The organism is Cobetia sp. D5 (genome assembly GCF_035666195.1).
Classification (GTDB): Bacteria; Pseudomonadota; Gammaproteobacteria; order Pseudomonadales; family Halomonadaceae; genus Cobetia; species Cobetia amphilecti.
This window is the reverse complement of the sequence record NZ_CP142020.1, coordinates 4,208,700-4,233,985: the sequence shown is the minus strand read 5'-3', so window position 1 is coordinate 4,233,985 and position 25,286 is coordinate 4,208,700. Positions and strand designations below refer to the sequence as shown.

Here is a 25,286-nt window from a genome sequence, read left to right as displayed (position 1 = left end):
CGACCTCACATCCAGTTGTCGAAGGGGCGGCCATTGTATAGGCCAAGCCACGAGTTATCCACACGACATCTGCCGCAAAAAGCACTGTGGACAACATCGGTATTCTTCAAGTATCCGCATCGGGACAGGCTGGGGAGTATCCGCGCACAAGATTTCAACTGTGGACAAGACGACAGTTATGCACATGGCCATGCACAGGCTGAACGCAGGTTGCCCACCACTTATCGCCAGAGCTGTCCTATCGACATACAATTGAGCAAGATAGGAAAAAACAGGTTATCCACAGCAACTGCCTTCCTTAATAGTTATTGGTTATTCAGAACTACTTTTCTGTAGTAATGACAGCAGCCCCGCGATCTTCGAATCACGCGAGGTGCGAGGGGCTGCGATCGCGCCGACAGAATCCCGGGTTATCCACTGCGACTTTTCGGCACGCCTGACACGCCAGGGTCGGGAGTGCACAACCGCTCGTCAGAAACGCGAGTCCTTGAGGCTCACGACCGAACACAGGACTTGCGCCTTCCCGTGCATCGCCATGGCGGGCGATGCCGATCACTCAGCCCCACTGAGCGCTGAAAAAGCGCTGATCGCTTGCCTGGCGAGCGGTGCCTGTTGGCTCAAGGACGCCAAATCGAATTTTTTTGTGCCCGAAGGCCTGTCTTGCGCGTGATCCGCGTGAGACACGAAGCGCCATATGGCGGGCGGCGTAGACGATATCTGTCGTCAAATGCCGCGAACGGGCTGTGGACAACTTCCAACGCGACATTGCAAGCCACTTGCAGATTCACTAGAATCCCTGCCCCTGACCAATCTGCCCTGTCCTCATGTGGATACAGGGCAACATTCGTTGACCTTTTCCAAACAACCACGTGGGAAGAAGCAGCTATGAAACGCACATTTCAGCCGAGCGTCCTGAAGCGCAAGCGCACACACGGTTTCCGTGCTCGTATGGCGACCAAAGGTGGCCGTGAGGTCATCCAGCGTCGTCGTGCGAAAGGCCGTAAGCGTCTGAGCGCCTGATCGAGGCCCGGATGTCCCGTCAGGGATTTCCCCGGCAGCTTCGCTTGCTGACTGCCGGGGATTACCGGCACGTCTTCGATCACACCACCCTCAAGGTACACGGCAAGGGGCTTCTGGCCCTGGCGTGTCCGAATGACCTGGGACATGCCCGCCTGGGGTTGGTGTTCAGCAAGAAGAACGTGCGCCGTGCCGTAGATCGCAACCGCCTCAAACGTCTGACGCGCGAATCCATTCGCCTCCGCCAGCAGCGCCTTCCGGCCGTCGACATCGTCGTACTGGCCAAGCGAGGCGTGACCGAGCTGGACAACGAGACTCTGCATCGCCAGCTGGACGGCATGTGGGCTCGTCTGGAGAAGGACGCCAGACGCCAGAAAGCGGCCAAGTCAACGCCACCTGCCTGACGCGACACCTGCCCGGTGCGTCCGGCATGTGGCGTTTTTTTCGTTATACGCCCTACCGTTCGTGACCGGACTCATCTGACTCCCCGCCAGATTGATTCACCCTCCAACGGGTATACACCATGGACGTCAAACGATTACTCCTCGTGATTCCGCTTGCGGTTGTCGCCTATCTGATGGTGGTCCAGTGGAACAAGGACTACGACCAGCCGGCTGCGGAAACACAGGCTCCCCAGGTTGCCTCTCAGGCCGCCAATGCCACTGCGCAAGGCCTTGAAGCCCCAAGCAGCAGCACGACTGCCAATGGCGATACCGGCCTCTCCACGCCGGATAGCGCAGCAAGCACCCCGAGCAACAACCTGATTGAAGTCAAGACTGACGTGCTGGACCTGCGTATCGATCCGCAGGGCGGTGACGTGGTCTATGCAGCGCTGCTCGAGCACAAGCAGAACAACGCTTCCGAGTCGCCCTTCGTGCTGCTGTCCGACAATCAGTCACGCAGCTACGTGGCCAAGTCCGGCCTGCAGCTGGATGGCCACAAGGGCCGTATCGCCTTCTCTGCCGACAGCAACAGCTACACCCTTGCCGAGGGTGACGACAGCCTGCAAGTGGACCTGAAGGCCGACATCAATGGTGTTGCGGTCATCAAGCGCTTCACCGTCAGCCAGGACAGCTACCAGATCAAGGTCGACTACCTGCTGGACAACCAGTCACAGCAGCCGGTCAATGCTCGCTTCATCGGTCAGCTGGCCCGTGACAACAGCGCGGACCCGACCTCCGGTGGCGGTATGGGCATGAAGTCCTATCTGGGTGCGGCGTTCTCTTCTGAAGAGAACCACTACCAGAAGGTCGATTTCGAAGACATCCAGGACGGCAGCTTCAAGAATGTCGACGTCCAGGGTGGCTGGGTGTCCATGATCCAGCATTACTTCGTGTCTGCCTGGGTGCCGGCTGACAACCAGAAGAACCTCTACTACGCCAACGTCGACAAGCAGAACCGCAATGTCGCCGCCTTCGCGAGCCCGACGACCCAGATCGCCGCGGGTCAGCAGGCTGAGCTCGGCGCGACCCTGTTCGTCGGCCCGAAGGATCAGGACCAGCTGGAAGCGACCGCTCCCTACCTGGAACTGGTCGTCGACTTCGGCTGGCTGTGGTTCCTGGCCAACCCGCTGTTCTGGCTGCTGGAGCACATCCACGCGCTGGTCGGCAACTGGGGTGCCTCCATCATCCTGCTGACCGTTCTGGTCAAGGTCGTGCTGTTCCCGCTGTCCGCGACCGCGTACCGCTCGATGGCCAAGATGCGCAAGATGGGCCCCGAGATGCAGCGCATCAAGGAGAAGTACGGCAGCGACCGCCAGAAGGTCTCCCAGGAGATGATGAAGTTCTACCAGACGGAGAAGATCAATCCGCTGGGGGGCTGTCTGCCGATCGTGATCCAGATGCCGGTCTTCATCGCCCTGTACTGGATGCTGATGGAATCCGTCGAACTGCGCCACGCGCCGTTCATGCTGTGGATCCAGGATCTGTCAGTGAAGGACCCGCTGTTCATCCTGCCGATCATCATGGGCCTGACGATGTTCATCCAGCAGCAGCTGAACCCGACGCCTCCAGACCCCACCCAGGCGAAGATCATGAAGATGCTGCCGATCGTCTTCACCTTCTTCTTCCTGTGGTTCCCGGCAGGTCTGGTGCTGTACTGGATCGTCAACAACACGCTGTCGATCGCTCAGCAGTACGTCATCACCCGTCAGATCGAGAATGCCGAGCCAACCAAGAAAGGCGCATGATGCCTTTCAGGTTCGCCTGACATGACTCACCCACGACCCTCGCCTCGGCGGGGGTCGTGGCGTTTCAGGGCCCTGATACCGGGGGCTGCGCCGACACTCCCGCCGCAAGGCGCCTTTCCCGTCACCCCGCTTGCTGTCACGGGCCTCCAGCCGCGACAATAGCGGCCATCTCCTTCATCTTCATTCCGGCTTCGCGCCCGAGGTTTGTGCATGTCTACCGCCTACCAGCCTGACTCCATCGCGGCCCTGGCCACTCCGCCCGGCCGTGGTGGCGTCGGCATCATCCGTGTCTCCGGTCCGGCCTGTCAGGCCATCGCTCAGGCCATGCTGGGCCAATGCCCGCCGGCCCGCCGTGCCCACTATGGTCCCTTCATGGGACTGGATACCCAGGGCAACCCCATCGCCCTCGACGAAGGCATCGCGCTCTACTTCCAGGGCCCGAATTCCTTCACCGGCGAGGACGTGCTGGAGCTGCAAGGGCACGGCGGCCCGGTGATCATGGACCTGCTGCTGGAGCGCTGCGTGCAGCTGGGCGCACGTCTGGCGCGTCCGGGCGAATTCAGCGAGCGCGCCTTCCTGAACGACAAGCTGGATCTCGCCCAGGCCGAGGCCATCGCCGACCTGATCGACGCCAGCTCACGCGCGGCGGCCGAAAATGCGCTGCGCTCGCTCAAGGGCGAGTTCTCGACGCGCGTCAGCGCGCTGGTGCAACGCCTGATCGAGCTGCGCATCTACGTCGAGGCCGCCATCGACTTCCCCGAAGAGGAAATCGACTTCCTGGCCGACGGCCATGTCGCGGCGCGCCTCGATGAGGTCAAGGCCGAGCTGGTGGGCGTGCGAGCCGCTGCCAACCAGGGCGCTCTGATGCGCGAGGGGATGACGGTGGTGATCGCCGGCCGCCCGAATGCCGGCAAGTCGAGCCTGCTCAATGCGCTGACCGAGCAGGACACCGCCATCGTCACCGATATCGAAGGCACCACCCGCGACGTGCTGCGTGAGCACATCCATCTCGACGGCATGCCGCTGCATATCATCGATACCGCCGGGCTGCGCGACACGCCGGACGCCGTCGAGCGCATCGGCGTGCAGCGAGCCTGGGACGAGATCGAGAAGGCGGACCGCGTCCTGCTGCTGGTCGATGCCGCGACTACCTCGGCGACGGACCCGATGGAGATCTGGCCGGAATTCGTCGCGCGCCTGCCGGACCCGTCACGCCTGACGCTGGTCCGCAACAAGATCGACACCAGCGGCGAGACGCCGGGGCTGACCGGCATCACCGCAACGCAGGATGGTGATGCCGAGCTGGCACGCCACCAGGCCAGCGTGGTGCGCATCTCGGCGCGCGACAATCAGGGCCTCGATGCGCTGCGCGATCACCTCAAGGACATCATGGGCTTCACCGGCACGGCAGAGGGTCGCTTCAGCGCCCGCCGCCGCCACCTGGATGCGCTGGAGCGCGCTGGCGAATCTCTCGACAACGGCGACGCCCAGCTGCATGGCGCCGGTGCCGGCGAGCTGCTGGCCGAAGACCTGCGTGCCGCCCAGATGGCGCTGTCCGAGATCACCGGCGAATTCTCCGCCGATGATCTGCTGGGGGAAATCTTCGGCAGCTTCTGCATCGGCAAGTGATCGCGCCGAACTGACTCCCGCCCACAGGCGGCCTCTCTTGCCGACAGTGCTTGCGTCTGGCTGTCTCCCTCTCGTTATACTGCCTCTGCCGACCCCTCCGAGTGGCGGAGGCGGGCAGAGGCAGACCGGGAGCCGACATGGCGGGACGCGCGACATCGAACAGACCGCAGGATGCCCATCGCGAGTCCCGTGACTCCAGTGCCTCTCTCCCGCCGGCCCCCGCCGCCGAACTGAGCACCGGGCCTCTCCCCGAGGCCCCGTTGCGCCACCTGCTGCTCGATTTCTTCACCCGCCATTGGCCCCGCTATCTGCTGGCCATCGCGTTCCTGATCGGGGTCGCGGGGCTGAATCTGCTGTTGCCGTGGGCCATCGGCGCCACCATCGATGCGTTGCGTGATGGCAGCCTCGACCACGAGGCCTTGCTGAGCCGCCTGTTGTGGCTGGTAGGCGCGGGGCTCGCGCTCTATGCACTGCGCTATGCCTGGCGCGTGACATTGTTCGGCACCGCCTATCAGCTGGGGACGGAGCAGCGTGATGCCTTCCATGCCAAGCTGACGCGCCTGGACCCCGGCTTCTATCAGCGCCATCGCACCGGAGACCTGATGGCGCACGCCAGTCAGGACATCGATGCCGTGGAGATGGCCGCCGCGGAAGGCGTGCTGTCCAGCGTCGATGGCGCCATGACCTTCGTGCTGGTGCTCGGCATCATGCTGATCGCCATCGATGTGCCACTGACGCTGCTCGCCCTGTTGCCCTTCCCCTTCATGGCCTGGGCCTTCGCACGTATCTCGCGACGGATCGGAGAGCGTTTCCGCGAATCGCTGGAGCGCTTCTCGGACCTGAATGACCAGACCCAGGAAGCCTTCGCCGGCATTCGCATGCTCAGAAGCCATGCCTTGCTGGAGGATGAAGGCGCAAGATTCTCGCAGCGTGCCGCCGCCGCCGAAGCCGTCGATTATCGCGTCCAGAAGCTGGAGGCGGCCTTTGATCCGGTGGTGTTCATTGCACTCTCGGCGGCGACGCTGCTGACGCTGGGCGTGGGTAGCTGGCGCTATCTGGATGACGCCATCACCCTGGGCCAACTGACCAGCTTCACGCTCTATCTGGCGCAGCTGATCTGGCCGATGTTCGCGCTTGGCTGGTGCCTGAATATCCTGCAGCGCGGCGCGGCAGCCGCACGGCGGCTGGCCACCTTCCACGCAGCGCCACAAGCCCTTGAGGACAGCGGCACTCTGGACGAAGTCAGTGACCATTCACTACGCCTTGAAATCAATGAATTCAGCTACCCGGGCAGCCAGCAACGTGCTCTCGGGCCCCTCTCCCTGCAGGTGGCGGCAGGGGGGAGTCTGGGGATCGTCGGCGCGACCGGCAGTGGCAAGTCCACCTTGCTGCGTCTGCTGTCGCGCAGCTGGCCTCTGACGCCTGAGCAAGGGGTCTTGACGCTCGGTGGCAGAGAAGCGAGTGAGTACACACTATCCACCTGGCGCCAGCAGTTCTCACTGGTCCCCCAGGACCCGTTCCTGTTTGCGCTCTCGGTAGCCGACAATGTCGCCCTCGCCTGCCCCGAGGCCTCCGACGAGCGAATTCGAGAGGCGCTGCACGCGGCAGCCTTCGAGGAAGATCTGCGCCGCCTCCCCCAGGGGCTGGAGACGCTGGTGGGTGAGCGAGGCATCACACTCTCCGGCGGCCAGCGTCAGCGGCTGGCATTGGCACGCAGCCTGCTCAGCGAGGCGCCGATCCTGCTGCTGGACGATACCCTGTCGGCGGTCGACCAGGTCACCGAACGCACCCTGCTGAAGACTCTCGCGCGCCTGCAGCAACCCGATCACCACGGCCTCAAGCGCACGCTGATCATCAATTCCCATCGCCTGTCTGCCGTGCAGGCCTGCCAGCAGATCCTGGTGCTCGAGGATGGGCGCATCCTGGAACAGGGCGATCACACCAGCCTGCTGGCCGCCCGCGGCGCCTACTGGCGCCTATGGCAGGCCCAGCAGGTCAACCGCGAAGACGATGCCAAGGCGGAGCGCTCATGAGCCACGATGCCGCGACACGACCCGACACCCTCAGCGGCACTCGCCTGCTCAGCCGACGGCGACTGGCATTGCTCTGGCAACCGCTGGGCGGGCGCCGCGCAGAGGTCCTGCGCGCACTGTTGATCCTTATCGCGGCGACCGTACTGGATGTGCTCGGCCCGTGGCTGACCCAGCGCTATCTGGATGACTACCTGATTCCCGGCAACCTCGCCCCCGAGGCCCTGGCAGGCTTGGTGGCCATCTACGTGATCACCCAGCTGGGCGCCGCCGCCGGACGCTATTTCCAGCAGCTGCGTTTTGCCCGCCTGGCCCTCGCCAGCGTGCGCGATATCCGTGAGCGAGTCTTCACACACCTGCTTAACCAGCCACTATCGACCCTCGACAATATCGCCGCCGGTGAATTGGTGGCCCGCGTGACCAACGACACCGAGTCGCTCAAGGAGCTGTATATCGGGGTGCTGGCGACACTGATCGGCAATGTGGTGCTGTTGATCGGCATCCTGTCGGCGATGGCCCTGATGGATGGCACCCTGGCGATGATCGCGACGGCGCTGGTCCCGCTCTCCATCGGCATGATCTGGCTGTATCAGCGCTTCTCCGGGCGCGCTGCACGCGAGGTGCGCCGCCTGCGTGCCTTGCAGAATGCCAGAATCGCCGAGTCGATCGGCGGCATGAGTGTGCTGCAGGCAAGCGACCAGACCGAACGCTTCAGTCGGCGCTATCACCACCTCAACGTCTCCCAGTATCAGGCGCGCATGCGCACGGTGCGTGTGTCGGGGCTGCTGTTGCGCTCGGCCATCGACCTGATGGCGATGCTGATCACGCTCTCGCTGGTCGCAGTGTTCGGGCTGCGCGAACTGGGGGGCGGTGCGGAACTGGGGGTGCTCTACGCGTTCATCGCCTGGTTGGGGCGCATCAGCGAGCCCCTGATCCAGATCACGCAGCGACTGCAGGTCTTCCAGTCGGCGCTGGTGGCGACAGGCCGGCTGGAAGAGGTGCTGGACCGGCCACGCGAGACGCCTGAGCCAGACACGCGCGCCGCGAGGAAAGCCACGCGTGGGCACCCGGACAATGCCGTGATAGCGAGTGGTCACTATCAGCTCGAGCAGTTGGGTTTCCACCATCAGGGTGCGGAGGGTTCGGCCCTCAATGGACTGACGCTTGCCATCGAGAGCGGTGAGTTTCTCGGCGTGGTCGGCCCGACGGGCAGCGGCAAGTCCACCCTGCTCGATCTGCTCAGCGGGCAGCGCCCTGCCCCGGCGTCTCAGCTGCTGCTGGATGGTCGTCCGCTGATGGAGTGGTCGGCTCAACAACGCGCTACCGCGATAGCCGTCGTCCCGCAGGAGCCCTTCATCCGCGCCACGACACTGCGCGACAACCTGCTGCTGGGGCGTGAGATCAGCCAGCAGCACCTGTCACGGATCCTGCACAAAGCGCATCTGGCGCCGCTGGTCGATAGTCTGCCGCTGGGGCTCGACACCTTGCTGGGCGAGCGCGGCCTCAGTCTCTCCACGGGAGAGCGCCAATTGCTGGCGCTCGGACGCGCACTGGTCACGACGCCACGCGTGCTGTTGCTGGATGAGGCCACCGCCAGCATCGATAGCCATACCGAAGCCCTGTTGCAGCAGGCGCTGCATGAATTGCGCGGGGAAGTGACCTTGATCGTGGTGGCACACCGGCTGGCCACGGTGCGCGATGCGGACCGCCTGCTGGTGCTGGAACAGGGCCGCATCACCCAGCTGGGGAGCCATGATGCCCTGATGGCAGAACCCGGCCTCTATCGGCGGTTATGGCGAGAAGACATCGCGCACTGATCAGGCCACTGGTCACCACAATTCAAACGCCCCACGATGCAAGCGGCCCCGCGATCTAGACGCCCCACAATCTAGACGCCCCACAATCTAGACGCCCCACAATCTAGACGCCCCACAATGCAAACGCCCCCACAGGCATGGCCTGTGGGGGCGTTGTCAGTCCGAGCTCTTGATATGGCGCTCAGCGTTCTGCGTTCACACCTGTCATCACGGCTTGCGCGGGCCGCGTGGCTTGTTGCCCTGTTTCTTGCCAGCCGCTGTCTTGCCAGAGCTGTCCTTGCCAGCTGCTGACTTTCCAGAGCTTTCCTTGCCTGGGGCTGCCTTGTCAGAATTTGCCTTGCTGGCGCCGCCCTTGGCAGCCTTGCCTCTCATGGCATTGCTTTCCTGCTTCTCACGCAGGGCACGCGCTTCACGCGCATCCAGCGGCTTGCCGACATCCTTGTTGTCTTCAGGACGCTGCTTGGCCGCGTACTTTCTGGGCAGTTTGGTCGTGCTGTTCGGGTTGACCTGACCATCACGACCGATCGCCGGCGTGCTGCGCATGCTGACCCGCGTGGAGCCTTCGCGGCGGCCCTTGCCCGGCACGCTGGAGGACCAGTCGCTCCAGCTGGCAGAATCCTTGCCCGCTCCCTTGCCTGCCGTCTCGCCCTTGCCACGCGGACGAGTCGGCTCGACAGCGGCCGTCGACTTGCGCTCGGCAGGTTTCTCGCTGACGCGCTTCTGGCTCGGCGCGGAATGCCCATGCACCTCATCCTTGACCTGCGCCTTGATGCTGGTCTTGGGCTTGGCAGTCGCGGAATGACGCTTGCCCTTGGCCTTGGGCGTCGCACTGTCATTGCGCACGCGAGGCTTGGCCCAGCCTTCACCGCGCTTGAGCTTCTCGCGCTTGGGCTTGGCCTGGGTCACCTCGACATCGCTGTCGCGCTTGACCTTCTGGTTGAGCTTGCGCAGCGACAGCAGGCGCTCACGCGGCATTGGCTTGGGCTCGTTGCGTTCGCGGGCGACTTCCTCCGACAGCCACCACAGGCCCTTGTGCTCGACGGCAACCGACTGCGGAGCCGGCAGCGCGCCCTTGAGCACCTCGACCACTTCCTGCATGGCGGTGGAGAACTGACGATCGAACTGCCACGGCGGGTTGATCACCAGCATGCCGGAGCCGTACATGCCGTGCTCGCCTTCCGGCGAATCGATCGTCAGCTCACTGCGCCACATCGGTGCCGGCGAATGCTTCTTGAGACGCTCGAGCAGATCATGCTGACGACCCGCCGGCAGCAACGGATACCAGATCATGATGGTGGCATGACGTGACTTGCGCAGGGTCTCGACCACGACCTCGGCGACATCACGGTAATCATTCTTCAGCTCATAGCTGGGGTCGATCAACACGGCAACGCGCGGCGTGGTGACCGGCACGGCCGCCAACAGACCGGACAGACCATCCTGCTGACGACGCATGACCTTGCCGAGGCTGTCACGCTGCACCGGCGCCTGATCGAAGTGGTAGATCTCGCCCGGATGCAGCTCATAGGCCAACAGGCGATCGCCGCGACGCAGCGACTGGCTCAGCCACCAGGGCGAACCGGGATAGACGCTCAGCTCGCTGGCGCTGCCCTTGGCGGCATCCGGCTGCATATCCGCCAGCCGTGCCAGCCAGCGAGCCAGCGGCTTGTCAGCTGACGGGGACTTCGGCTCACCTGCATCGGTCAACCAGCGATCACGCACCTGCCACAACGGCAGAACGCCCTGCTCGTATTCGCGCAGCTGTTCCGTCTCGCGGGCCGCCAGCGGATACCAGCCACGACCGGCGTGAGTGTCGATAAACGTAACGGGAGATTCTTTACGTAATAGCTGCTCGGCCAGGGTGGTGGCGAGCAGGTGCTTGTGCAGGTCGGCAAAATTGCCAGCGTGATAGGCGTGCTGATAGGCGAGCAAGAGCGCCTCCTTGATACGGCGATATCTGCCACATCCAGCGAGGCAGCAGATAGAAATCGGGGGGCGGCGACGAGAGGAAAACCAGACAAGGCCGCCGAAGGGGCTGAAGGATAGCAGAGATGATCACTTGTCACCCCAAAAGCCGTGCTTGCCAAGCAACGAGGCCCACGCAAATGCGCAGGCCTCGTGGTCATTCACCGTCATGTCGCCATGACAGCTGATGGGGCTCAGCTTTCCATCGGCGTCAGCGTGATCTCGACGCGACGGTTCTGGGCGCGCCCGGAGGCGGTGTCGTTGGATGCCACCGGGCTGGCTTCACCATAACCGCGCATGTTCAGTCGGTTGAAGGCGATGCCACCACTGGCCAGATAGTTGCCGACGGCCTGGGCACGCAGCTCGGACAGATTCTGGTTGTAGTTGCTGGCACCGGTGGAATCGGTATAGCCCGCGATGTTGACGCGAGTCTCGTCGTATTCCTTGAGCACGGTGATGACGCCATCCATGACCGGCTGGATCTGGCCGGACAGGGTGCTGGAGTCGGAACCGAAGGTGACGTTGGACGGCATGTTGAGGATGATCTGGTCGCCGACACGGGTCACGCTGACACCGGTGCCCTGCAGCTGATCACGCAGCTTGGCTTCCTGAACATCCATGTAATAGCCGATACCACCGCCCGCGGCGGCACCCGCAGCGGCGCCAATCAGCGCCTTGTCGAGACGATGGTTACCACTCTTGGTCGCCCCGGCGATTGCGCCGACGACCGCACCGATGCCGGCACCCTTCGCCGCACTGGAGGTCTGCTGCTCATTGGTATACGGGTTGGTCGTGGAACAACCCGCCATCGCGACGGCGGCTGCCAACGGCAGGGCCAGGAGTACAGACTTCTTCATGGTAACGCTCCCTATCTACACACTCATTAAAGGCAAGACGACAATTGCGCAAATAATCGTCATGCCTCCGATAATGCCTGATCAATCAGGTGTCGAACATGGCCAGCAGGTCATTGAGGAACAATAAGCCCTGGGGCGTGGCGCGCAACAGCACGTCATCCTCAACGATGAGCCCGCGCGAGCGCGCCTGGCTCAGGCCCGGCTCCAATGCCTCGCGATCCAGCCCGGTCGTGCGACGCAGATCCTCGAAGCTGACACCCCCGGTCAAGCGCAGTGCATTCATCATGAACTCCAGCGCCAGCTCATCGCGGTCAATTTCCTGCTGACCCGCCACGAACCCGCGAGGGTCCTGCATCCTGCGCAAGTACGCTTCAGGCTGACGACTTTTCCAACGGCGTTGGAGTTGCAACTCGCCGTTCAAGTTCCCTGCCGAGTCGGTCTTCAACAACGTCAACTTGCCGTGCGCGCCTGCTCCGATGCCCAGGTAATCACCGAATTTCCAGTAATTGAGGTTATGACGCGCGCTGCGCCCTTCAAGGGCATAGGCGGAAATCTCGTAACGACGGAAACCGGCAGCCTCCAGCTCGGCGTGACCATGATCCTGGATATCCCACAGCAGGTCATCTTCCGGCAGTACCGGCGGGCGCGAATAGAACTCGGTATTCGGCTCCAGCGTCAATTGATACCAGGACAGATGGGTCGGCTTGAGTGCCAGGGCACGCCGGATATCATCCAGCGCCGTCTCCAATGTCTGGCCCGGCAGGCCATGCATCAGATCGATATTGAAATTGTCGAAGCCCGCCGCCCGTGCGCTGGCCACCGCGCGCCCAGCTTCTTCAGCGGAATGGATGCGCCCCAGCACCTCGAGCTGCTCCGGCTGGAAGGTCTGCACGCCCAATGACAAGCGATTGATGCCAGCGGCGCGATAGGCGGCAAAGCGGCCCTGCTCCAGCGTGCCGGGATTGGCCTCCAGCGTGACCTCGCAGTCGGCAGAGAACGTCATGCGCTCGCGCAGGCCGTCGAACAGCCGCTGGTAAGCCGCCCCGCTCAGCAGACTCGGCGTGCCGCCGCCGATGAAGATGCTGTGCAATTCACGCTCGGGCTGGCCCTGCAGCAACTGCAGGTCCTGATCGAGATCGGCCAGCAGCGCCGTGATGTACTCCTCTTCAGGCAAGCCGGCATCACGCCCGACCCCGTGGGAGTTGAAGTCACAGTAAGGGCATTTGCGCACGCACCACGGGACGTGAATATAGAGCGACAGAGGCGGCAGGTTCGCGGCGGACATCACGCCTGACCGCTCTGCGCGGCAAGCGCCTCGAGCAACTGCTGCATCGCACGCCCCCGGTGGCTGAGACGGTTCTTGGTCTCGGCATCCAGGGCCGCGGCGGTCATGCCATGCTCCGGCAGCCAGAAAAGCGGGTCATAGCCGAAGCCACCCTCGCCCTGAGGCGCGTCAAGGACACGCCCCTCCCAACTGGCCTGAACGATGATCGGCACCGGGTCTGCTGCATGGCGCAGATAGACGAGCACGCACCAGTAGCGCGCCGTACGCGCTTGCTCAGGCACGCCCTCAAGCGCTGCCAACAGGACGGCGTTGTTGTCACCATCACCGCTACCTTGCTGACGCCGCGCGGCAAAGCGTGCGGAATAGATGCCCGGCTCCCCGCCCAGCGCATCGACTTCGATCCCGGAATCATCTGCCAGCGCCGGCAGGCCGGTGACCTCTGCGGCGTGGCGCGCCTTGATCAACGCATTCTCGACGAAGGTCAGCCCTGTCTCTTCGGCGTCACTCACTCCCAGCTGCCCTTGAGGCATCGGTTCGATCCCCAGCGGTGCGAGCAGGTGGGAAAATTCACGTAGCTTGCCGGCATTGCCACTGGCCAGTACGAGAGAAGAAGCGGACATGTGAATCTCCGGGATAGGAACAACGAGAATGCGGCCGCGTGTGAGTCACACGGGCAAGGCGCTTGCAGCACCCCATTCTAGCGCGTGAGTCCGGTGCGTACACGCGAGGGGTCTGCGCCAGGCACGACTGAGATCCATGATGTCATGGGCCGATGTCACTCATGTGCTCAACTTGATGACTGACAGGCCGATACAGGCTATCTGCCTCAGCGCGGGCTAATGCCTGTGCAGGATTTGTCTGTGCCTCGTGGCTCAAGCAAGTAAACATCAACCGAAAAAATCCCGTAACTCGATGTTTTGTATAGCCTTTAAGTGGGAAATAAAAGAAATGTGCGTTATGCCATCTAACACTATGCGCAGCGCCAGCCCCCAGGTGTCACTCGACTAGACTTCAAGACAACCATCGAATCACCGTGGATTCATGTCTCCGCCTCAGCCTGCTGATGATGAGCCCCCAAAACGCTTGCGACAGGAGCGCCCCATGACTGCTACCAGAGTCCTGTTCGTGACAAGCCCTTCACCGCAGACCGAACTGTTCGTCGAGTACCTGCAAGAGACACTGAAATGTGTCGTCGAGGCCTGCCACCATGAAGCCCCACTGCCGTCATCTCCCTGCCTGGTGCTGATCGACAGCACCCAGTGCAGTCTGGCCCAGATGATGCGATGGAGCCATATCGACAAGATCGCTGCCTTCAATGTCGAACATGAAGACGATGCCATCTCACTACTTCTGAATATTCCTTTCAGCGGAATCTTCTATCGCCAGGACAGCCTTGAACAAATCAGCAAGGGTATCGGCAAGATACTCGAGAATGAAAACTGGCTGACTCGCAATATCATGCAGACGTTGATTCGTCATTATCGTCAACAACAACAGATTGCCTTCCAGCCTGTCATGGGACTGACACAACGGGAACTGGAAATATTGTCACTCATTGCGTCACAACAAAGTAATGCAGATATCGCGCATAGATTGATGTTGAGCCAGCACACCGTGAAGTCTCATTTATATAACATCTTTCGCAAGATCAGAGTCCACAACCGCCATCAGGCGATCCAGTGGGCCCACGAGCACCTCAACCTTTACATCCCCAAGCGCACGACGGAGCCGGAATCCTGAGGCCCAGATGACGCTGGACGAGCAACTCTTCCAGCAGGTGGATCTGTGAGGTCACCACAGCGACAGAGCATGTCTCACGCCGGCTACGCGTAGTAAGCGCTTCACTTTCCAAGAGTGAAATGACTCATGCGCAGTACTGCGTCGCATTCCTGACACCCCTCGAATGCGGGGATACAAAAAGACAAGCCCGGTTACATAATGACATTGAAGAGAATCCTTACAGCATTAGATCTGTGGTACCTTTGAACCAGTGGAAAGCTTGGTAAAAAAAGCGCAAAGGTCTGGTTTTCATTGCACTCTCGAGAGGGGTCATCATGACCGGCGCTAATTTCATCAGGTTTACGTACTGTTTTTCCTATTCTTTTTCTGGGTCAAATCAGGACTGGAGGGGAAGGATAAACTGGTTATTTTAGCAAGTACTGATTAGAGGTTGCCTTATCCCCACTATCGCGCAATCCTATAAAGGTGCTCAGCGCGTAATGCCCGACGTGAATGAGTGCAGTGCTACACGACTCACCCAACCACACTTCAGATATGGCTCCGCCAAGAAAAATCGGTACGACAACTCAGAGGTCTCGCACCATGATTACAGGGAACGCAATGGTGCTGCTGGTGACTGACTGCAATCCGCAGTCAGCGCTTTTCATGGATTACATTCGCCAGCAGCTTGAGTGTCAGGTGGCTTCCGCAAGCCCCGACGAGGATTACACACCCGGGCAGGCAGAAAGAACGATAGTGCTGCTGGACACCGACCACGTCGATGAAGGCACGATGCAACGCTGGGATGCAGATGCCAGCCAGGATGCCAGCGCAGAGCTGGCCGCTATCAACATCAGTGATGAAGAGGAAGCTGCCAGCCTGCTGGTCAGCACCCATCTTCAAGGCGTGTTCTACCGACAGGACAGCCTCTCACTGATCAGCAAGGGCATCGCGAAACTGCTGGAAGGCGACATGTGGATGTCCCGACCGCTGATGACCCGCCTGCTGGATTTCTATCGCCGTCAGCAGCTCAACGCCTATCGCCCGGTCTGTGGTCTGACCCAGCGTGAGGTGGAAATCATCGGCTTGCTGGGCACGGGTGCCTCGAATACCGAGATTGCTGACCAGCTGTTCGTCAGTGAACACACGGTCAAGTCACATCTCTACAACATCTTCCGCAAGATCAAGGTGCATAACCGCATTCAGGCCATGAACTGGGCACGTCAGAACCTGGCAATGCCTGTCTCGCGCACCCCACGCATCGCTCGCAGAGCACAGATGTCGTGAACGGTCGGGGCATGACAAGCCGCCAGGTGGTCGCCTGGGGACTGACATGCTTCAGTCTGTCGCCCGCCTTCGCGCAATCCGCGCCGGAGGCGGTGCGACCCGAGGTATCCGTTGCCAGTGAAGAGCAGCAGGCTCGCCGTCAGGGGGAAGATGGGGTCGCCATCCAGCGCACTCGTCCCACGCTCTCCGACGGTCTCAGCGGCGTGATGATCGATCGCACCATGACCATGATCGGCAAGACCTTCTTCCGCCAGTTCAGCCAGCAACGCCTCGATAGCCCAGCCATCCGCAACACATCCCTCAGCATCCATGAACGCCCCTCAGCACGCTGGGGCAGCCTCATCTGGATCACCGAAGGCAACAACGTTCTGTACGAAGCGACGCTCCCTCCGCGCCTTAATGACGTGGATATGTACGCCAGCGCCGCGGTATCAAGCGTCTCCGACCAGTTCCTGCGTCGCAAGGTCATGGAAGCCCTGCGCAATGACCCGGACATGGCCGGTGACGAATTCTGATGTATTGAAGACCGACATAATAAATGGGCTCCGGTCACGGAGACCCTGACAATACGCAAGGGAACAGGGGAACATCATGAAGCATCAGACACTCGCGGTGTCGTTGCTGTTGTCGGCGATGCCGCTATATGCCGGTGAACTCATCTATCAGCCCATCAACCCGAGTTTTGGTGGCAACCCTCTCAATGGCAGCTACCTGCTTGGCAAGGCCCAGGCCCAGGACACCCATGAGGATCCTGATGCCTACTCTTTCGATAGCCTCTCCGATACCGAAATCTTCATCAATGACCTGCGCAACAGCCTGGTCTCTGATGCCATCACCGACGCCGTAGAAGCTACGGAACCCGGCCGTTCCAGCGTGATCGACAGTGCGCAGCTGCGCATTGAAGTGGTCAGCAACGGCAATGGCGGTTTCTCCATGCAGGTGCTTGACCGCGCCACAGGTGAAACCACCGTCATCAACCTCGGCACATCAGGCAATACATTCTGATCCGCTACTGATGAAGGGTTTCGTCCAATGAAGATACTCACTCCCATGCTGGCCGTTGCCAGCCTGGCGCTTGCAGGCTGTGCGCCGATGGTCGCCAATACCCAGGGTCTTGAAGGGGTGCCCAGCACCTTGATGCCAAGAACCGCCACCTATCAAGACCTGATCAGTCTGCCGCCTCCCGCCGGACGTATTCCGGTCGCCATCTATGACTTCCGTGACCAGACGGGCCAGTACCGTCCTGCCCCTGCCAGTACCTTCTCTACGGCGGTCACCCAGGGCGGCGCCGCCATGCTGAGCGCCGCATTGTCGGACTCCGGCTGGTTCATCCCCCTCGAGCGCGTGGGACTGCAGAACCTGCTGACAGAGCGCAAGATCATTCGCGCCAACATGGAACGCACGGGACAGAATGATCTTGCCGCGTTGCAAGCCGCCAACCTGCTGTTCGAGGGTGGCATCATTGCCTTTGACTCCAATGTCAGAACAGGCGGGGCGGGCGCGGAATACTTCGGCATCGGCGCCTCTGGTCAGTATCAGGTGGACCAGGTGACGGTCAATCTGCGCGCTGTCGATATCACCACGGGGCAGGTCATCGCCAACGTCAATACCAGCAAGACGATCTACTCACGCGAGCTGAGGGCGGGCGTCTATCGCTTCATCGATTTCAGTCGCTTGCTGGAGATGGAAGCGGGGTATACCAGCAATGAACCCGTACAGATGGCGGTCATGTCCGCCATCGAATCTGCCGTGATTCACTTGATTGCGCAAGGCGTCGAACGCCAGCTCTGGGTTCTCCAGGACCCGGATAGTCTTCAGACATCAGAGCTGATGGATTACCTGCAAGCCCCGACCCCGATGTTGTAGAGCCAGCCCACATTCAAGACCCCGTAGAGAGCATCGTGGTATTCGCGGTGTTTATCTTTCCCTCAAAAGGCAGTCACCTCACAAGAGGTGGCTGCCTTTTTCGTATCGACGCAGAACATAAGAAACAAATAAAACAACAAAGCATGAAATATCATGCGCCTAATACCGTCAACAGTAATACCTCCCTGAACGGTGCTGAAAATCTGGCCACCCTTTGTCATTACTCACCGCTATTGGGCAAGACATTATAAGTAGCAAACTCTAGCCCTCATAAACCCGAAAAGGACTGATGGTGATGGCCTCGATAAAGACCAATAGTTAGAGCACTTAGACGGTCACCTGGATGGACTCACGCCATGGCTTCGGCAAAGCATCAACAAAGAAGAATGCTACAGGCCTGCCTTTTCTTCTCATCACTGACATTCAGCTTGTGGGTGTTGGCCAATGACCTGGCGACCACCTCCGAATTGGGAAGCAGCCACTCAGTGGCCGTCATCGAGCAATCTGGCACGTACAACACAGCGATGATCGCTCAGCATGGCAATGGCAACGCCTCATTTATTGACCAGAGCGGTGCCATGAATGAAGCAGGTGTCGATCAATATGGCAATGGAAACACGGCATACACGCTGCAAGAGGGTGCCCTGCATGAAGCCAGCATTCTTCAGCATGGCCAATATCATGATGCGCTGATCATTCAGCAAGGTGTTGGGCAAAGCGCCAGCATTCAGCAGACAGGCATCGGGGGAAGCGCCACGCTTCTACAACAGGCCAGTAGTCAGGTACCGGCAAGTATCACTCAATATTCACGGGGCCATATGCGTGTCCAGGTCATACAACAGTGATCTTTACCACGATGGCTCGCATGACATCGCTCTATGACGATGATGCTTGTGAAAGTGGTGGCTGAAGATACGCTTTCGTCGAATCGACAATATGGATTTTGCTTAGCCAGGAGGTGTTCTCGCTTTCATGTAGTCAAGAGTCCTGCATGACGAACACAACCTTCTGGCAAGGGCACAAAAGAGCAGTAGCAGTACAACATGATGTCGCGGATCACGAAAAACCAGACCGTCATCATGTCAGGGGATGCACGACCAGAAGCAAATCAATAATAAAAACACAACTCAAAAAACGATCTACACAAGGGAACAAACCATGAAAATCCAAATGAGCTTGCTGGCTGCCGCTGTCGCTTTCTCTTCACATGCGATGGCAGTGGACAATGCTTCCGACATCGATCAGACCGGTTTCGCCAATGGCGCGACGGTCACCCAAGGTGATCGCAATGGAAACCCGTTCAACGCCGGAGAGCATACCAGTGATATTGACCAGACAGGGGCCTTCAACGGCGCCAATGTCTACCAGAGCGGCGTCGCGAGCATTGCCAGTGTCAACCAGCAAGGCCTGGCCAATATGGCGGATGTCCTGCAGAGGGGGCAGGCACAGATAGCAACTGTCTACCAGGAAGGCCGCCGCAACCACGCTGATGTCGACCAGAAAAGCTTCAAGAACACGGCCACCATCACCCAGGAAGGCCTGCGCAACAACTCCGTCTCCAAGCAAGGCGATAGCGGCCCGAATTCAAGTGGTCGTTTCAATGAGTTGACCGTGACCCAGACAGGCGCCTTCAACTCGTCCATTGCCACGCAAAGCGGTAGTCACGAGAAAGCGACCGTGACCCAGATGGGCCTCGGCCATGATTCGGATGTCGAACAGAGCGGTGACTACAACGTCGCTTCCGTCAGCCAGAGCGGCATCTACCATGACTCCAGCGTGTTGCAGAGCGGGAAGTACAGCAAGGCACGTGTCATGCAGACGGGGGCCTTCAGTGACTCGGACATCGCACAATCCGGCAAGCATCAGCGAGCTCGTGTCATGCAAAGCGACAAGTCACACGATTCCGAGATCAATCAGGCGGGTGGCTACAACCGTGCCAGCGTATCTCAGTCTGACTTCCACAATGACTCCGAGATAGACCAGTACGGTTACGGTAACCGTAGCATGGTCATTCAGAGCGGTGCCTTCAATGATTCTGATATCAAGCAGGCTGGCCTGGGCAATCTGGCCATGACTGAGCAAAGCGGCTTCAACAACGATGCCAATGTCACGCAGGTTTGGGCGGTTGATAACGAGTCCTACATTACCCAGACCGGTTACAACGACAGTGCGACCGTGCTGCAGGTAGGCGGACATAACGAATCCACCATTCTGCAGCAGGCTGGCGGCTTCATGAGCTTTGCGCCGAATACTGCCAATGTGACGCAGACTGGTTTCACCAACTCTTCCACCATCACCCAGACTGGCGGTGGCAACGTAGCCAACGTGATGCAGTACTGATCACGCCCCAGCCAGGATGGCTTACAGAACCCCGCGCAAGCGGGGTTTTTCGTTTTTCCACCCGGTGGATCCATATAATGAAAAAGGCCGCTGACAGGGTTGTCAGCGGCCTTCCAGTACCAGCCGCGAAACATCTATCGCAGCGGCAAGTTACTTCTTTGGCGGTGTCACGGAATTCTCCGGGAAGGACTTGCGATAACTCTCAAGGCTTTCATCCACCATCTGACGGCCCTTGCTGACCTGCTTGTTACCGCTGGCGATCCGCGCCTTGCCCTTCTTGATCTGACCATTGCCCTTGTCGATCAGTGCCTGGCCCTTGGCGATATTGGATTCGCCATCATTGACCAGATTCTCACCACTGACGATCTGCTTCTCACCCGCGGCCACCAGAGACTTGCCGCTCTCCCAATTATCGGCCAGCTGATCACGCATCTTGGCGACGGCCTTGGCTTCCTCAGCCTGACCGCGCATGAGATCAGCGGTTGTCGGCTGGCTGGAGCAGCCCGCGAGCAGTGCCAGACTGATGGCAGCGGCGGCGGTATTTACCCATTGTTGGCGCATGATATTTCCTTTCCAGATGCATAGCTTCCCAACGAAAGCCGAGGCTCACTCGGGAGCGCACTATGCAATACAAAAAAGGGCATGGCGGTCATCCCGCCATGCCCCATGACAACGATCGCTCGTCTCAATGCAGCCTGAGCTGCTCACGAATCAGGCGAGCCAAGGTGACATTGGCATTGGGCGCTGTCGTGTCGATATGGACCAGCTGACCATGCTCTTCTGGCGCAAATGGCTCGCGATTGGCCAATTGCTTGTCGAGCACTTCCAGACCCGCTTCGGAAGCCTCGCCACTGCGCTGACTACGCTTGATGATGCGCTTGCGCAGCGTCTCGTCATCGGCCTCGAAGCTGATCATCAGCACCGGCAGGCCACGGGCTTCTGCCTCATGACGCAGGCGATCACGCTGCACCTTCTTCAGGCAGGTGGCATCGATGCAGACGGGGATGCCCGATTCCAGCAGCGTGGCTGACAGATTCGAGAGTCGCTCGTAGGTCGCATGGGTGGCCTGGGGGGTATAGATACCGCCATTGAGCCCGGACTCGGTATCGGCATCCGCCGCAAAGCCATACAGGCGCTTGCGCTCGACATCGCTGCGAATGCGTACACCGCCCAGCTCGCGCACCATCTCTTCGGTGAAGCGACTCTTGCCGCTGCCGGAGACACCCACACCGATGATCATGTAAGGGAAGCGGATCTCGCTATAGCGCTCCGCCAGCCCGATATAGCGCTCGTACTCAGCCAGCACATCGGCGCGATCCGCTTCACACAGGTCCGGCTGGTGATAGCGAATCATCGCCACCTTGGCACGGATCAGTGCGCGATAGATCTTGTAGTACGGCAGCAGACGCACCAGCGAGTAATCGCCGGAGAGCTCGAGATAACGGTTGAGCGCATGATGGGCAAAGGCCTGCTCATCACGCGCTTCGAGATCCATCACCAGGAAGGCCAGGTCACAACCGACATCATTCCAGCGCAATTCTTCATTGAACTCGATGCCGTCAAACAGCAGGGCACGGCCTTCGTGGCGCACGGCGTTACCCAGGTGGATATCGCCGTGAGTCTCACGCACGAAGCCTTCCTGCCAGCGACGCTCGAACTCGGGATTGAGGCGCTGGAAGGTCTCTTCGGTCCACTGCTTGAGCAGCGCGAGTCGCTTGATGGCCTCGGCATCATCACCGAGGCGCGGACGAATCAGCTCGAACTCGTTGTCGATGGTACGACTGACCATCTGCGGGCTACCCAGCTCGCTATCGCCCTGGATGCGCTCGGCCTGCTCGTGGAAGGCCACCAGCTGGTCGACCAGATCATCCAGCAATTCCAGCGACAGCTCGCCACTGGCCTGCAGGGCGCTGAACAGATGGCGATTGGAGAATTGGCGCATCTTGACCGCGTACTCGAAGACAGCACTGTCGTCTCCGATGCGCGGAGCCTCGGGCGTGCCCGAGATCGCCACGGTATCCAGGTACAGCGTCGGTGCCAGACGGCGGTTGAGGCGCACTTCCTGTTCACACAGGAGCTTGCGGCGCTCAAGGGTCGAGAAATCCAGGAAGCTGCCGAAATCCAGCGGCTTCTTGATCTTGTAGGCGTAGTCGCCGGTCAGCACGATCCACGAGATATGCGTCTCGTGCACTTCGATATCCTTCACGGGGTGATCGAAGCAATCGGCTGTGTGAAGGGCTCGAATCAAGGCCTGGCTCAAGGTCGTCTCCGCTAAGGCAAGCTGGCTATAAGGTCATTAGCGCAATCGCTATCGTTGGCGACAAGTGTACCGGATGGCAGCCCGCCCGGCAGCCTGCCGAGCGGGTTCCTGTCTGCGTTGGCCAACCCGCGGACTCAGGTACTGTCTCGCGTCGCACTCAGTTCGATGCGGACATCTGCGCAAAGACCCGCTCAGCCGCATCCAGCGTGGCCTGGATATCAGCATCGGTATGCGCCGCGGACATGAAGCCGGCTTCATAGGCGGACGGCGCCAGATAGACACCTTCGGCGAGCATCGCGTTGAAGAAGGTCACGAAATCCTGCTGACGGCAGCGCGTGGCGGAGGCGAAATTGCTGACCTCAGCATCATCGGTGAAGAAGATACCGAACATGCCACCGGCATGCTGGGTGATCAGACGGATGCCTGCCGCCTTGGCACGGCTTTCCAGGCCTTCACACAGCATCTCGACCTTGCGTGAAAGCTCGGCGTGGAAGCCGGGCGCCTTGAGCTTGCGCAGCAGCGCGACGCCAGCGGCCATCGCCAGTGGATTGCCTGCCAGCGTCCCGGCCTGGTAGACCGGCCCCAGCGGCGAGAGGTGGTGCATGATCTCGCGCTTGCCGCCGAAGGCACCTACCGGCATGCCGCCGCCGACGATCTTGCCCAGGCAGGTCAGGTCCGGCGTGATGCCGTAATGCGCCTGAGCGCCGCCCAGGGCGACGCGGAAGCCCGTCATCACCTCATCGAGGATCAGCACGCTGCCGTGGGCATCGCACACTTCACGCAGGCTTTCGAGGAAGCCCGGAACCGGCGGGATGCAGTTCATGTTGCCGGCGACCGGCTCGACGATGATGCAGGCGATCTCGTCACCCAGCTCGGCGAAGCAACGGCGCACACCCTCGGCGTCGTTGTAGTCCAGCGTGATGGTGTGCTCGGCCAGCGAGGCCGGCACGCCCGGGGAGCTGGGCTCGCCATGGGTCAGCGCGCCGGAGCCGGCCTTGACCAGCAGCGAGTCGGAGTGACCGTGATAGTTGCCCTCGAACTTGACGATCTTGTCGCGACCGGTGAAGCCCCGCGCCAGGCGGATCGCCGACATGGTGGCTTCGGTGCCGGAGTTGGTCATGCGCACCATGTCGAGGCTCGGCAGCATCTCGCAGATCAGCTCGGCCATCTCGGATTCGATCTCGGTGGGCGCGCCGAAGGACAGGCCACTTTCGAGACGCTCGCGCACGGCGCTGAGCACATCTTCATCGGCGTGACCGGTGATCATCGGGCCCCAGGAACCGACGTAATCGATATAGCGCGTGTTCTCCACATCGAACAGATACGCACCCTTGGCATGGTCGATGAACACCGGCGGACGATGCAGTCCCTTGAAGGCGCGGACCGGCGAGTTGACGCCACCGGGAATATGACGGCTGGCGCGTTCGAACTGGGCAGCGGACGTGGTCATGACATACCTCTTGATAAGCGGCGAGCGGCACATCGGCCGCGAAAATGGAGAAAAAGGGGATCAGACATAAAGACGCTGTGGATAACGTGAATGCAGCTTGTCCACAGCCGATGAAACGGCCCGATAGCCTCGGGGCGGCAAGGGGGTGTGGATAACCCGAATGCCGTCGATGGCGACAGCTTAACGCGACTCACGGGTGAGTTGCAGCCGCGTGAGCGCAAGGGGTGCCGGCATCGAAATGAACAATAGCGCTATCGCCAGGGCAGAAACTGGGCCTCGGGCAACGCACCTTTCCGCCCACGCTGCTGGCCATCGACGAGACTCTGCCAGGTGGCCTGCTGGGCAGCCTGCCATGCGGATGGCAACGCCATGCCGCGCGCCAGACGCACCGCCAGGTGCGAGGCCAGCGTGCAGCCGCTGCCATGGAAGCTGCCCGTCAGTCGCGGGCAGTCCAGTGCGAGCGTGGCGTGGTCACGGCGATACAGACGATGGATCACCGACGGCTCAGTCAGCGAATCAGCATCGCGCTCGACAGGATCGGTACCGGTGACCAGCACGGCCCCGGCGCCTGCTGCCAGCAGATGCTCGGCGAGTTGGCCGTCGCCCGTCCCCGTGGGGCAGGCCGCCAGCCGCGCAAGCTCCGCGCGGTTGGGCGTGAGCACATCCACATGCGGCAGCAAGCTCTCACGCGCCTGATGGATCAGCGACTCGGTGGAAAGCTCAAGCCCGCCGCCCGCCTTGAGTACCGGGTCCCACACCACGGGCAGCCCCGGCCAGCGCTGCTGGAGTTCCTCGATCAGCGTCACGCACGCCGTGAGCGCCGCTTCGCTGGCGAGCAGACCGATCTTGAGCGCGCCCGGGCGGAAGTCCTCACACAGGGTGCGAGCCATGGCGAGCATCGACTCGCCCGATTGCGGGATCACCGCCTGCACATTGCAGGAGTTCTGCACCGTCAGTGCCGTCGGCACCGTCAGCGCCCAGCCGCCACCGGCACGGATCGCCTCGCTGTCGGCGATCAGACCCGCGCCGCCACTGGGATCATGCCCCGCCAATACCAGCACGTAGGGCAGTTGCGCTGAGCACTCGGTCATGGCTGAACCATCCCTCAGAACGGTTTGACGATGACGCAGATGACGATCACCACCAGCATCAGCACCGGCACTTCATTGAAGAAGCGGAAGTAGCGCGATGTTCTCTTGCAGGTATCGGCGGCGAACTGCTTCAGATACAGGCCACAGGCATGGTGATAGCCGACCAGCAGCACGACCATGGTCAGCTTGAGGTGCATCCAGCCCATGCTCATGAAGCTCGGCACCAGCGCCAGCAGCCAGATCCCCAGTACCAGGGTCGCGATCATCGACGGCATCATGATGCCGCGATAGAGCTTGCGCTCCATGGTCTTGAAGTACTCGATGGCCTTGTGGTCGCCGGCATCACGCGCCTGGGCGTGATAGACGTACAGGCGCGGCAGATAGAAGAGGGCAGCAAACCAGCACACTACGGCAATCAGATGGAAAGCCTTGATCCACAGATACATGAGGGAGCTCCGTCAGTCAGGGTCGGGAAGGTCAGAAAG

At 60.9% G+C, this 25,286-nt stretch carries 22 protein-coding genes; 13 read left to right on the top strand and 9 right to left on the bottom strand.

Annotated features, from left to right (window positions below; all coding sequences use genetic code 11):
• The first annotated feature begins 885 nt into the window (after nucleotides 1–885).
• The 6 genes from rpmH (at nucleotide 886) to U0O11_RS17575 (ending at nucleotide 8,681) form a co-directional block, all read left to right on the top strand.
• Nucleotides 886–1,020: a 50S ribosomal protein L34 gene (gene rpmH, locus U0O11_RS17600; protein ID WP_043331656.1), complete on the top strand. Its 135-nt coding sequence runs from the start codon at nucleotides 886–888 to the stop codon at nucleotides 1,018–1,020.
• Nucleotides 1,021–1,031: 11 nt separating this feature from the next.
• Nucleotides 1,032–1,421, top strand: a complete 390-nt coding sequence (gene rnpA, locus U0O11_RS17595) for a ribonuclease P protein component (protein ID WP_052384306.1) — start codon at nucleotides 1,032–1,034, stop codon at nucleotides 1,419–1,421.
• Nucleotides 1,422–1,540: 119 nt separating this feature from the next.
• The gene (gene yidC / locus U0O11_RS17590) at nucleotides 1,541–3,205 is read left to right on the top strand and encodes a membrane protein insertase YidC (protein WP_043331659.1); all 1,665 of its coding nucleotides are present in this window, start codon (nucleotides 1,541–1,543) and stop codon (nucleotides 3,203–3,205) included.
• A 210-nt stretch (nucleotides 3,206–3,415) separates the two neighbouring features.
• Nucleotides 3,416–4,834, top strand: a complete 1,419-nt coding sequence (gene mnmE, locus U0O11_RS17585; protein WP_324690958.1) for a tRNA uridine-5-carboxymethylaminomethyl(34) synthesis GTPase MnmE — start codon at nucleotides 3,416–3,418, stop codon at nucleotides 4,832–4,834.
• 137 nt (nucleotides 4,835–4,971) lie between these two features.
• Nucleotides 4,972–6,867, top strand: coding sequence for an ABC transporter ATP-binding protein (locus U0O11_RS17580; RefSeq protein WP_324690957.1), 1,896 nt, complete (start codon nucleotides 4,972–4,974; stop codon nucleotides 6,865–6,867).
• A complete protein-coding gene (locus tag U0O11_RS17575; RefSeq protein WP_324690955.1) occupies nucleotides 6,864–8,681 on the top strand; it encodes an ABC transporter ATP-binding protein in 1,818 nt (605 codons plus the stop codon). The genes U0O11_RS17580 and U0O11_RS17575 overlap by 4 nt, the downstream gene beginning before the upstream one ends.
• A gap of 207 nt (nucleotides 8,682–8,888) precedes the next feature.
• Here the strand turns inward: U0O11_RS17575 and rlmJ are convergent, their stop codons facing one another.
• From rlmJ to rdgB, 4 genes are all read right to left on the bottom strand, one after another.
• Nucleotides 8,889–10,613: a 23S rRNA (adenine(2030)-N(6))-methyltransferase RlmJ gene (gene rlmJ / locus U0O11_RS17570; protein WP_324690954.1), complete on the bottom strand. Its 1,725-nt coding sequence runs from the start codon at nucleotides 10,611–10,613 to the stop codon at nucleotides 8,889–8,891.
• A gap of 227 nt (nucleotides 10,614–10,840) precedes the next feature.
• Nucleotides 10,841–11,503 carry an OmpA family protein gene (locus U0O11_RS17565; protein ID WP_043331663.1) on the bottom strand — a complete coding sequence of 221 codons (663 nt, stop codon included), beginning with the start codon at nucleotides 11,501–11,503 and terminating at the stop codon, nucleotides 10,841–10,843.
• 85 nt (nucleotides 11,504–11,588) lie between these two features.
• Complete coding sequence (gene hemW / locus U0O11_RS17560) at nucleotides 11,589–12,788, bottom strand: radical SAM family heme chaperone HemW (protein ID WP_284726510.1); 1,200 nt, start codon at nucleotides 12,786–12,788, stop codon at nucleotides 11,589–11,591.
• Nucleotides 12,788–13,408 (bottom strand): RdgB/HAM1 family non-canonical purine NTP pyrophosphatase, encoded by a 621-nt coding sequence (gene rdgB / locus U0O11_RS17555; RefSeq protein ID WP_324690951.1) that lies wholly within the window; start codon nucleotides 13,406–13,408, stop codon nucleotides 12,788–12,790. Before rdgB ends, hemW begins: the two co-directional genes overlap by 1 nt.
• A gap of 481 nt (nucleotides 13,409–13,889) precedes the next feature.
• Between rdgB and U0O11_RS17550 the strand changes: the two genes are divergently transcribed.
• The 7 genes from U0O11_RS17550 to U0O11_RS17520 all read left to right on the top strand — a co-directional run bounded on the left by U0O11_RS17550 (nucleotide 13,890) and on the right by U0O11_RS17520 (nucleotide 20,000).
• Nucleotides 13,890–14,528: a LuxR C-terminal-related transcriptional regulator gene (locus tag U0O11_RS17550; RefSeq protein ID WP_052384307.1), complete on the top strand. Its 639-nt coding sequence runs from the start codon at nucleotides 13,890–13,892 to the stop codon at nucleotides 14,526–14,528.
• A 582-nt stretch (nucleotides 14,529–15,110) separates the two neighbouring features.
• Nucleotides 15,111–15,794 (top strand): LuxR C-terminal-related transcriptional regulator, encoded by a 684-nt coding sequence (locus tag U0O11_RS17545; protein ID WP_043331668.1) that lies wholly within the window; start codon nucleotides 15,111–15,113, stop codon nucleotides 15,792–15,794.
• 11 nt (nucleotides 15,795–15,805) lie between these two features.
• Complete coding sequence (locus U0O11_RS17540) at nucleotides 15,806–16,309, top strand: CsgE family curli-type amyloid fiber assembly protein (protein WP_043331669.1); 504 nt, start codon at nucleotides 15,806–15,808, stop codon at nucleotides 16,307–16,309.
• Between the two features lie 76 nt (nucleotides 16,310–16,385).
• Nucleotides 16,386–16,799 (top strand): curli assembly protein CsgF, encoded by a 414-nt coding sequence (locus U0O11_RS17535; protein ID WP_043331671.1) that lies wholly within the window; start codon nucleotides 16,386–16,388, stop codon nucleotides 16,797–16,799.
• A gap of 27 nt (nucleotides 16,800–16,826) precedes the next feature.
• Nucleotides 16,827–17,660 (top strand): CsgG/HfaB family protein, encoded by an 834-nt coding sequence (locus U0O11_RS17530; RefSeq protein WP_043331673.1) that lies wholly within the window; start codon nucleotides 16,827–16,829, stop codon nucleotides 17,658–17,660.
• A gap of 356 nt (nucleotides 17,661–18,016) precedes the next feature.
• The gene (locus tag U0O11_RS17525) at nucleotides 18,017–18,505 is read left to right on the top strand and encodes a hypothetical protein (protein WP_052384308.1); all 489 of its coding nucleotides are present in this window, start codon (nucleotides 18,017–18,019) and stop codon (nucleotides 18,503–18,505) included.
• A 313-nt stretch (nucleotides 18,506–18,818) separates the two neighbouring features.
• On the top strand, nucleotides 18,819–20,000 hold the full coding sequence (locus U0O11_RS17520) for a hypothetical protein (protein ID WP_324690947.1): 1,182 nt from the start codon (nucleotides 18,819–18,821) through the stop codon (nucleotides 19,998–20,000).
• Nucleotides 20,001–20,150: 150 nt separating this feature from the next.
• Here U0O11_RS17520 and U0O11_RS17515 read toward each other — a convergent pair whose 3' ends face one another.
• From U0O11_RS17515 to hemJ, 5 genes are all read right to left on the bottom strand, one after another.
• Nucleotides 20,151–20,561 carry a hypothetical protein gene (locus U0O11_RS17515; protein ID WP_324690946.1) on the bottom strand — a complete coding sequence of 137 codons (411 nt, stop codon included), beginning with the start codon at nucleotides 20,559–20,561 and terminating at the stop codon, nucleotides 20,151–20,153.
• Nucleotides 20,562–20,685: 124 nt separating this feature from the next.
• The gene (locus tag U0O11_RS17510; protein WP_225347450.1) at nucleotides 20,686–22,206 is read right to left on the bottom strand and encodes a bifunctional aminoglycoside phosphotransferase/ATP-binding protein; all 1,521 of its coding nucleotides are present in this window, start codon (nucleotides 22,204–22,206) and stop codon (nucleotides 20,686–20,688) included.
• A 211-nt stretch (nucleotides 22,207–22,417) separates the two neighbouring features.
• Nucleotides 22,418–23,710, bottom strand: a complete 1,293-nt coding sequence (gene hemL / locus U0O11_RS17505; protein WP_324690943.1) for a glutamate-1-semialdehyde 2,1-aminomutase — start codon at nucleotides 23,708–23,710, stop codon at nucleotides 22,418–22,420.
• A gap of 251 nt (nucleotides 23,711–23,961) precedes the next feature.
• On the bottom strand, nucleotides 23,962–24,801 hold the full coding sequence (gene thiD / locus U0O11_RS17500; protein ID WP_324690941.1) for a bifunctional hydroxymethylpyrimidine kinase/phosphomethylpyrimidine kinase: 840 nt from the start codon (nucleotides 24,799–24,801) through the stop codon (nucleotides 23,962–23,964).
• A 14-nt stretch (nucleotides 24,802–24,815) separates the two neighbouring features.
• Nucleotides 24,816–25,247: a protoporphyrinogen oxidase HemJ gene (gene hemJ, locus U0O11_RS17495; RefSeq protein WP_043331686.1), complete on the bottom strand. Its 432-nt coding sequence runs from the start codon at nucleotides 25,245–25,247 to the stop codon at nucleotides 24,816–24,818.
• Nucleotides 25,248–25,286 lie beyond the last annotated feature (39 nt).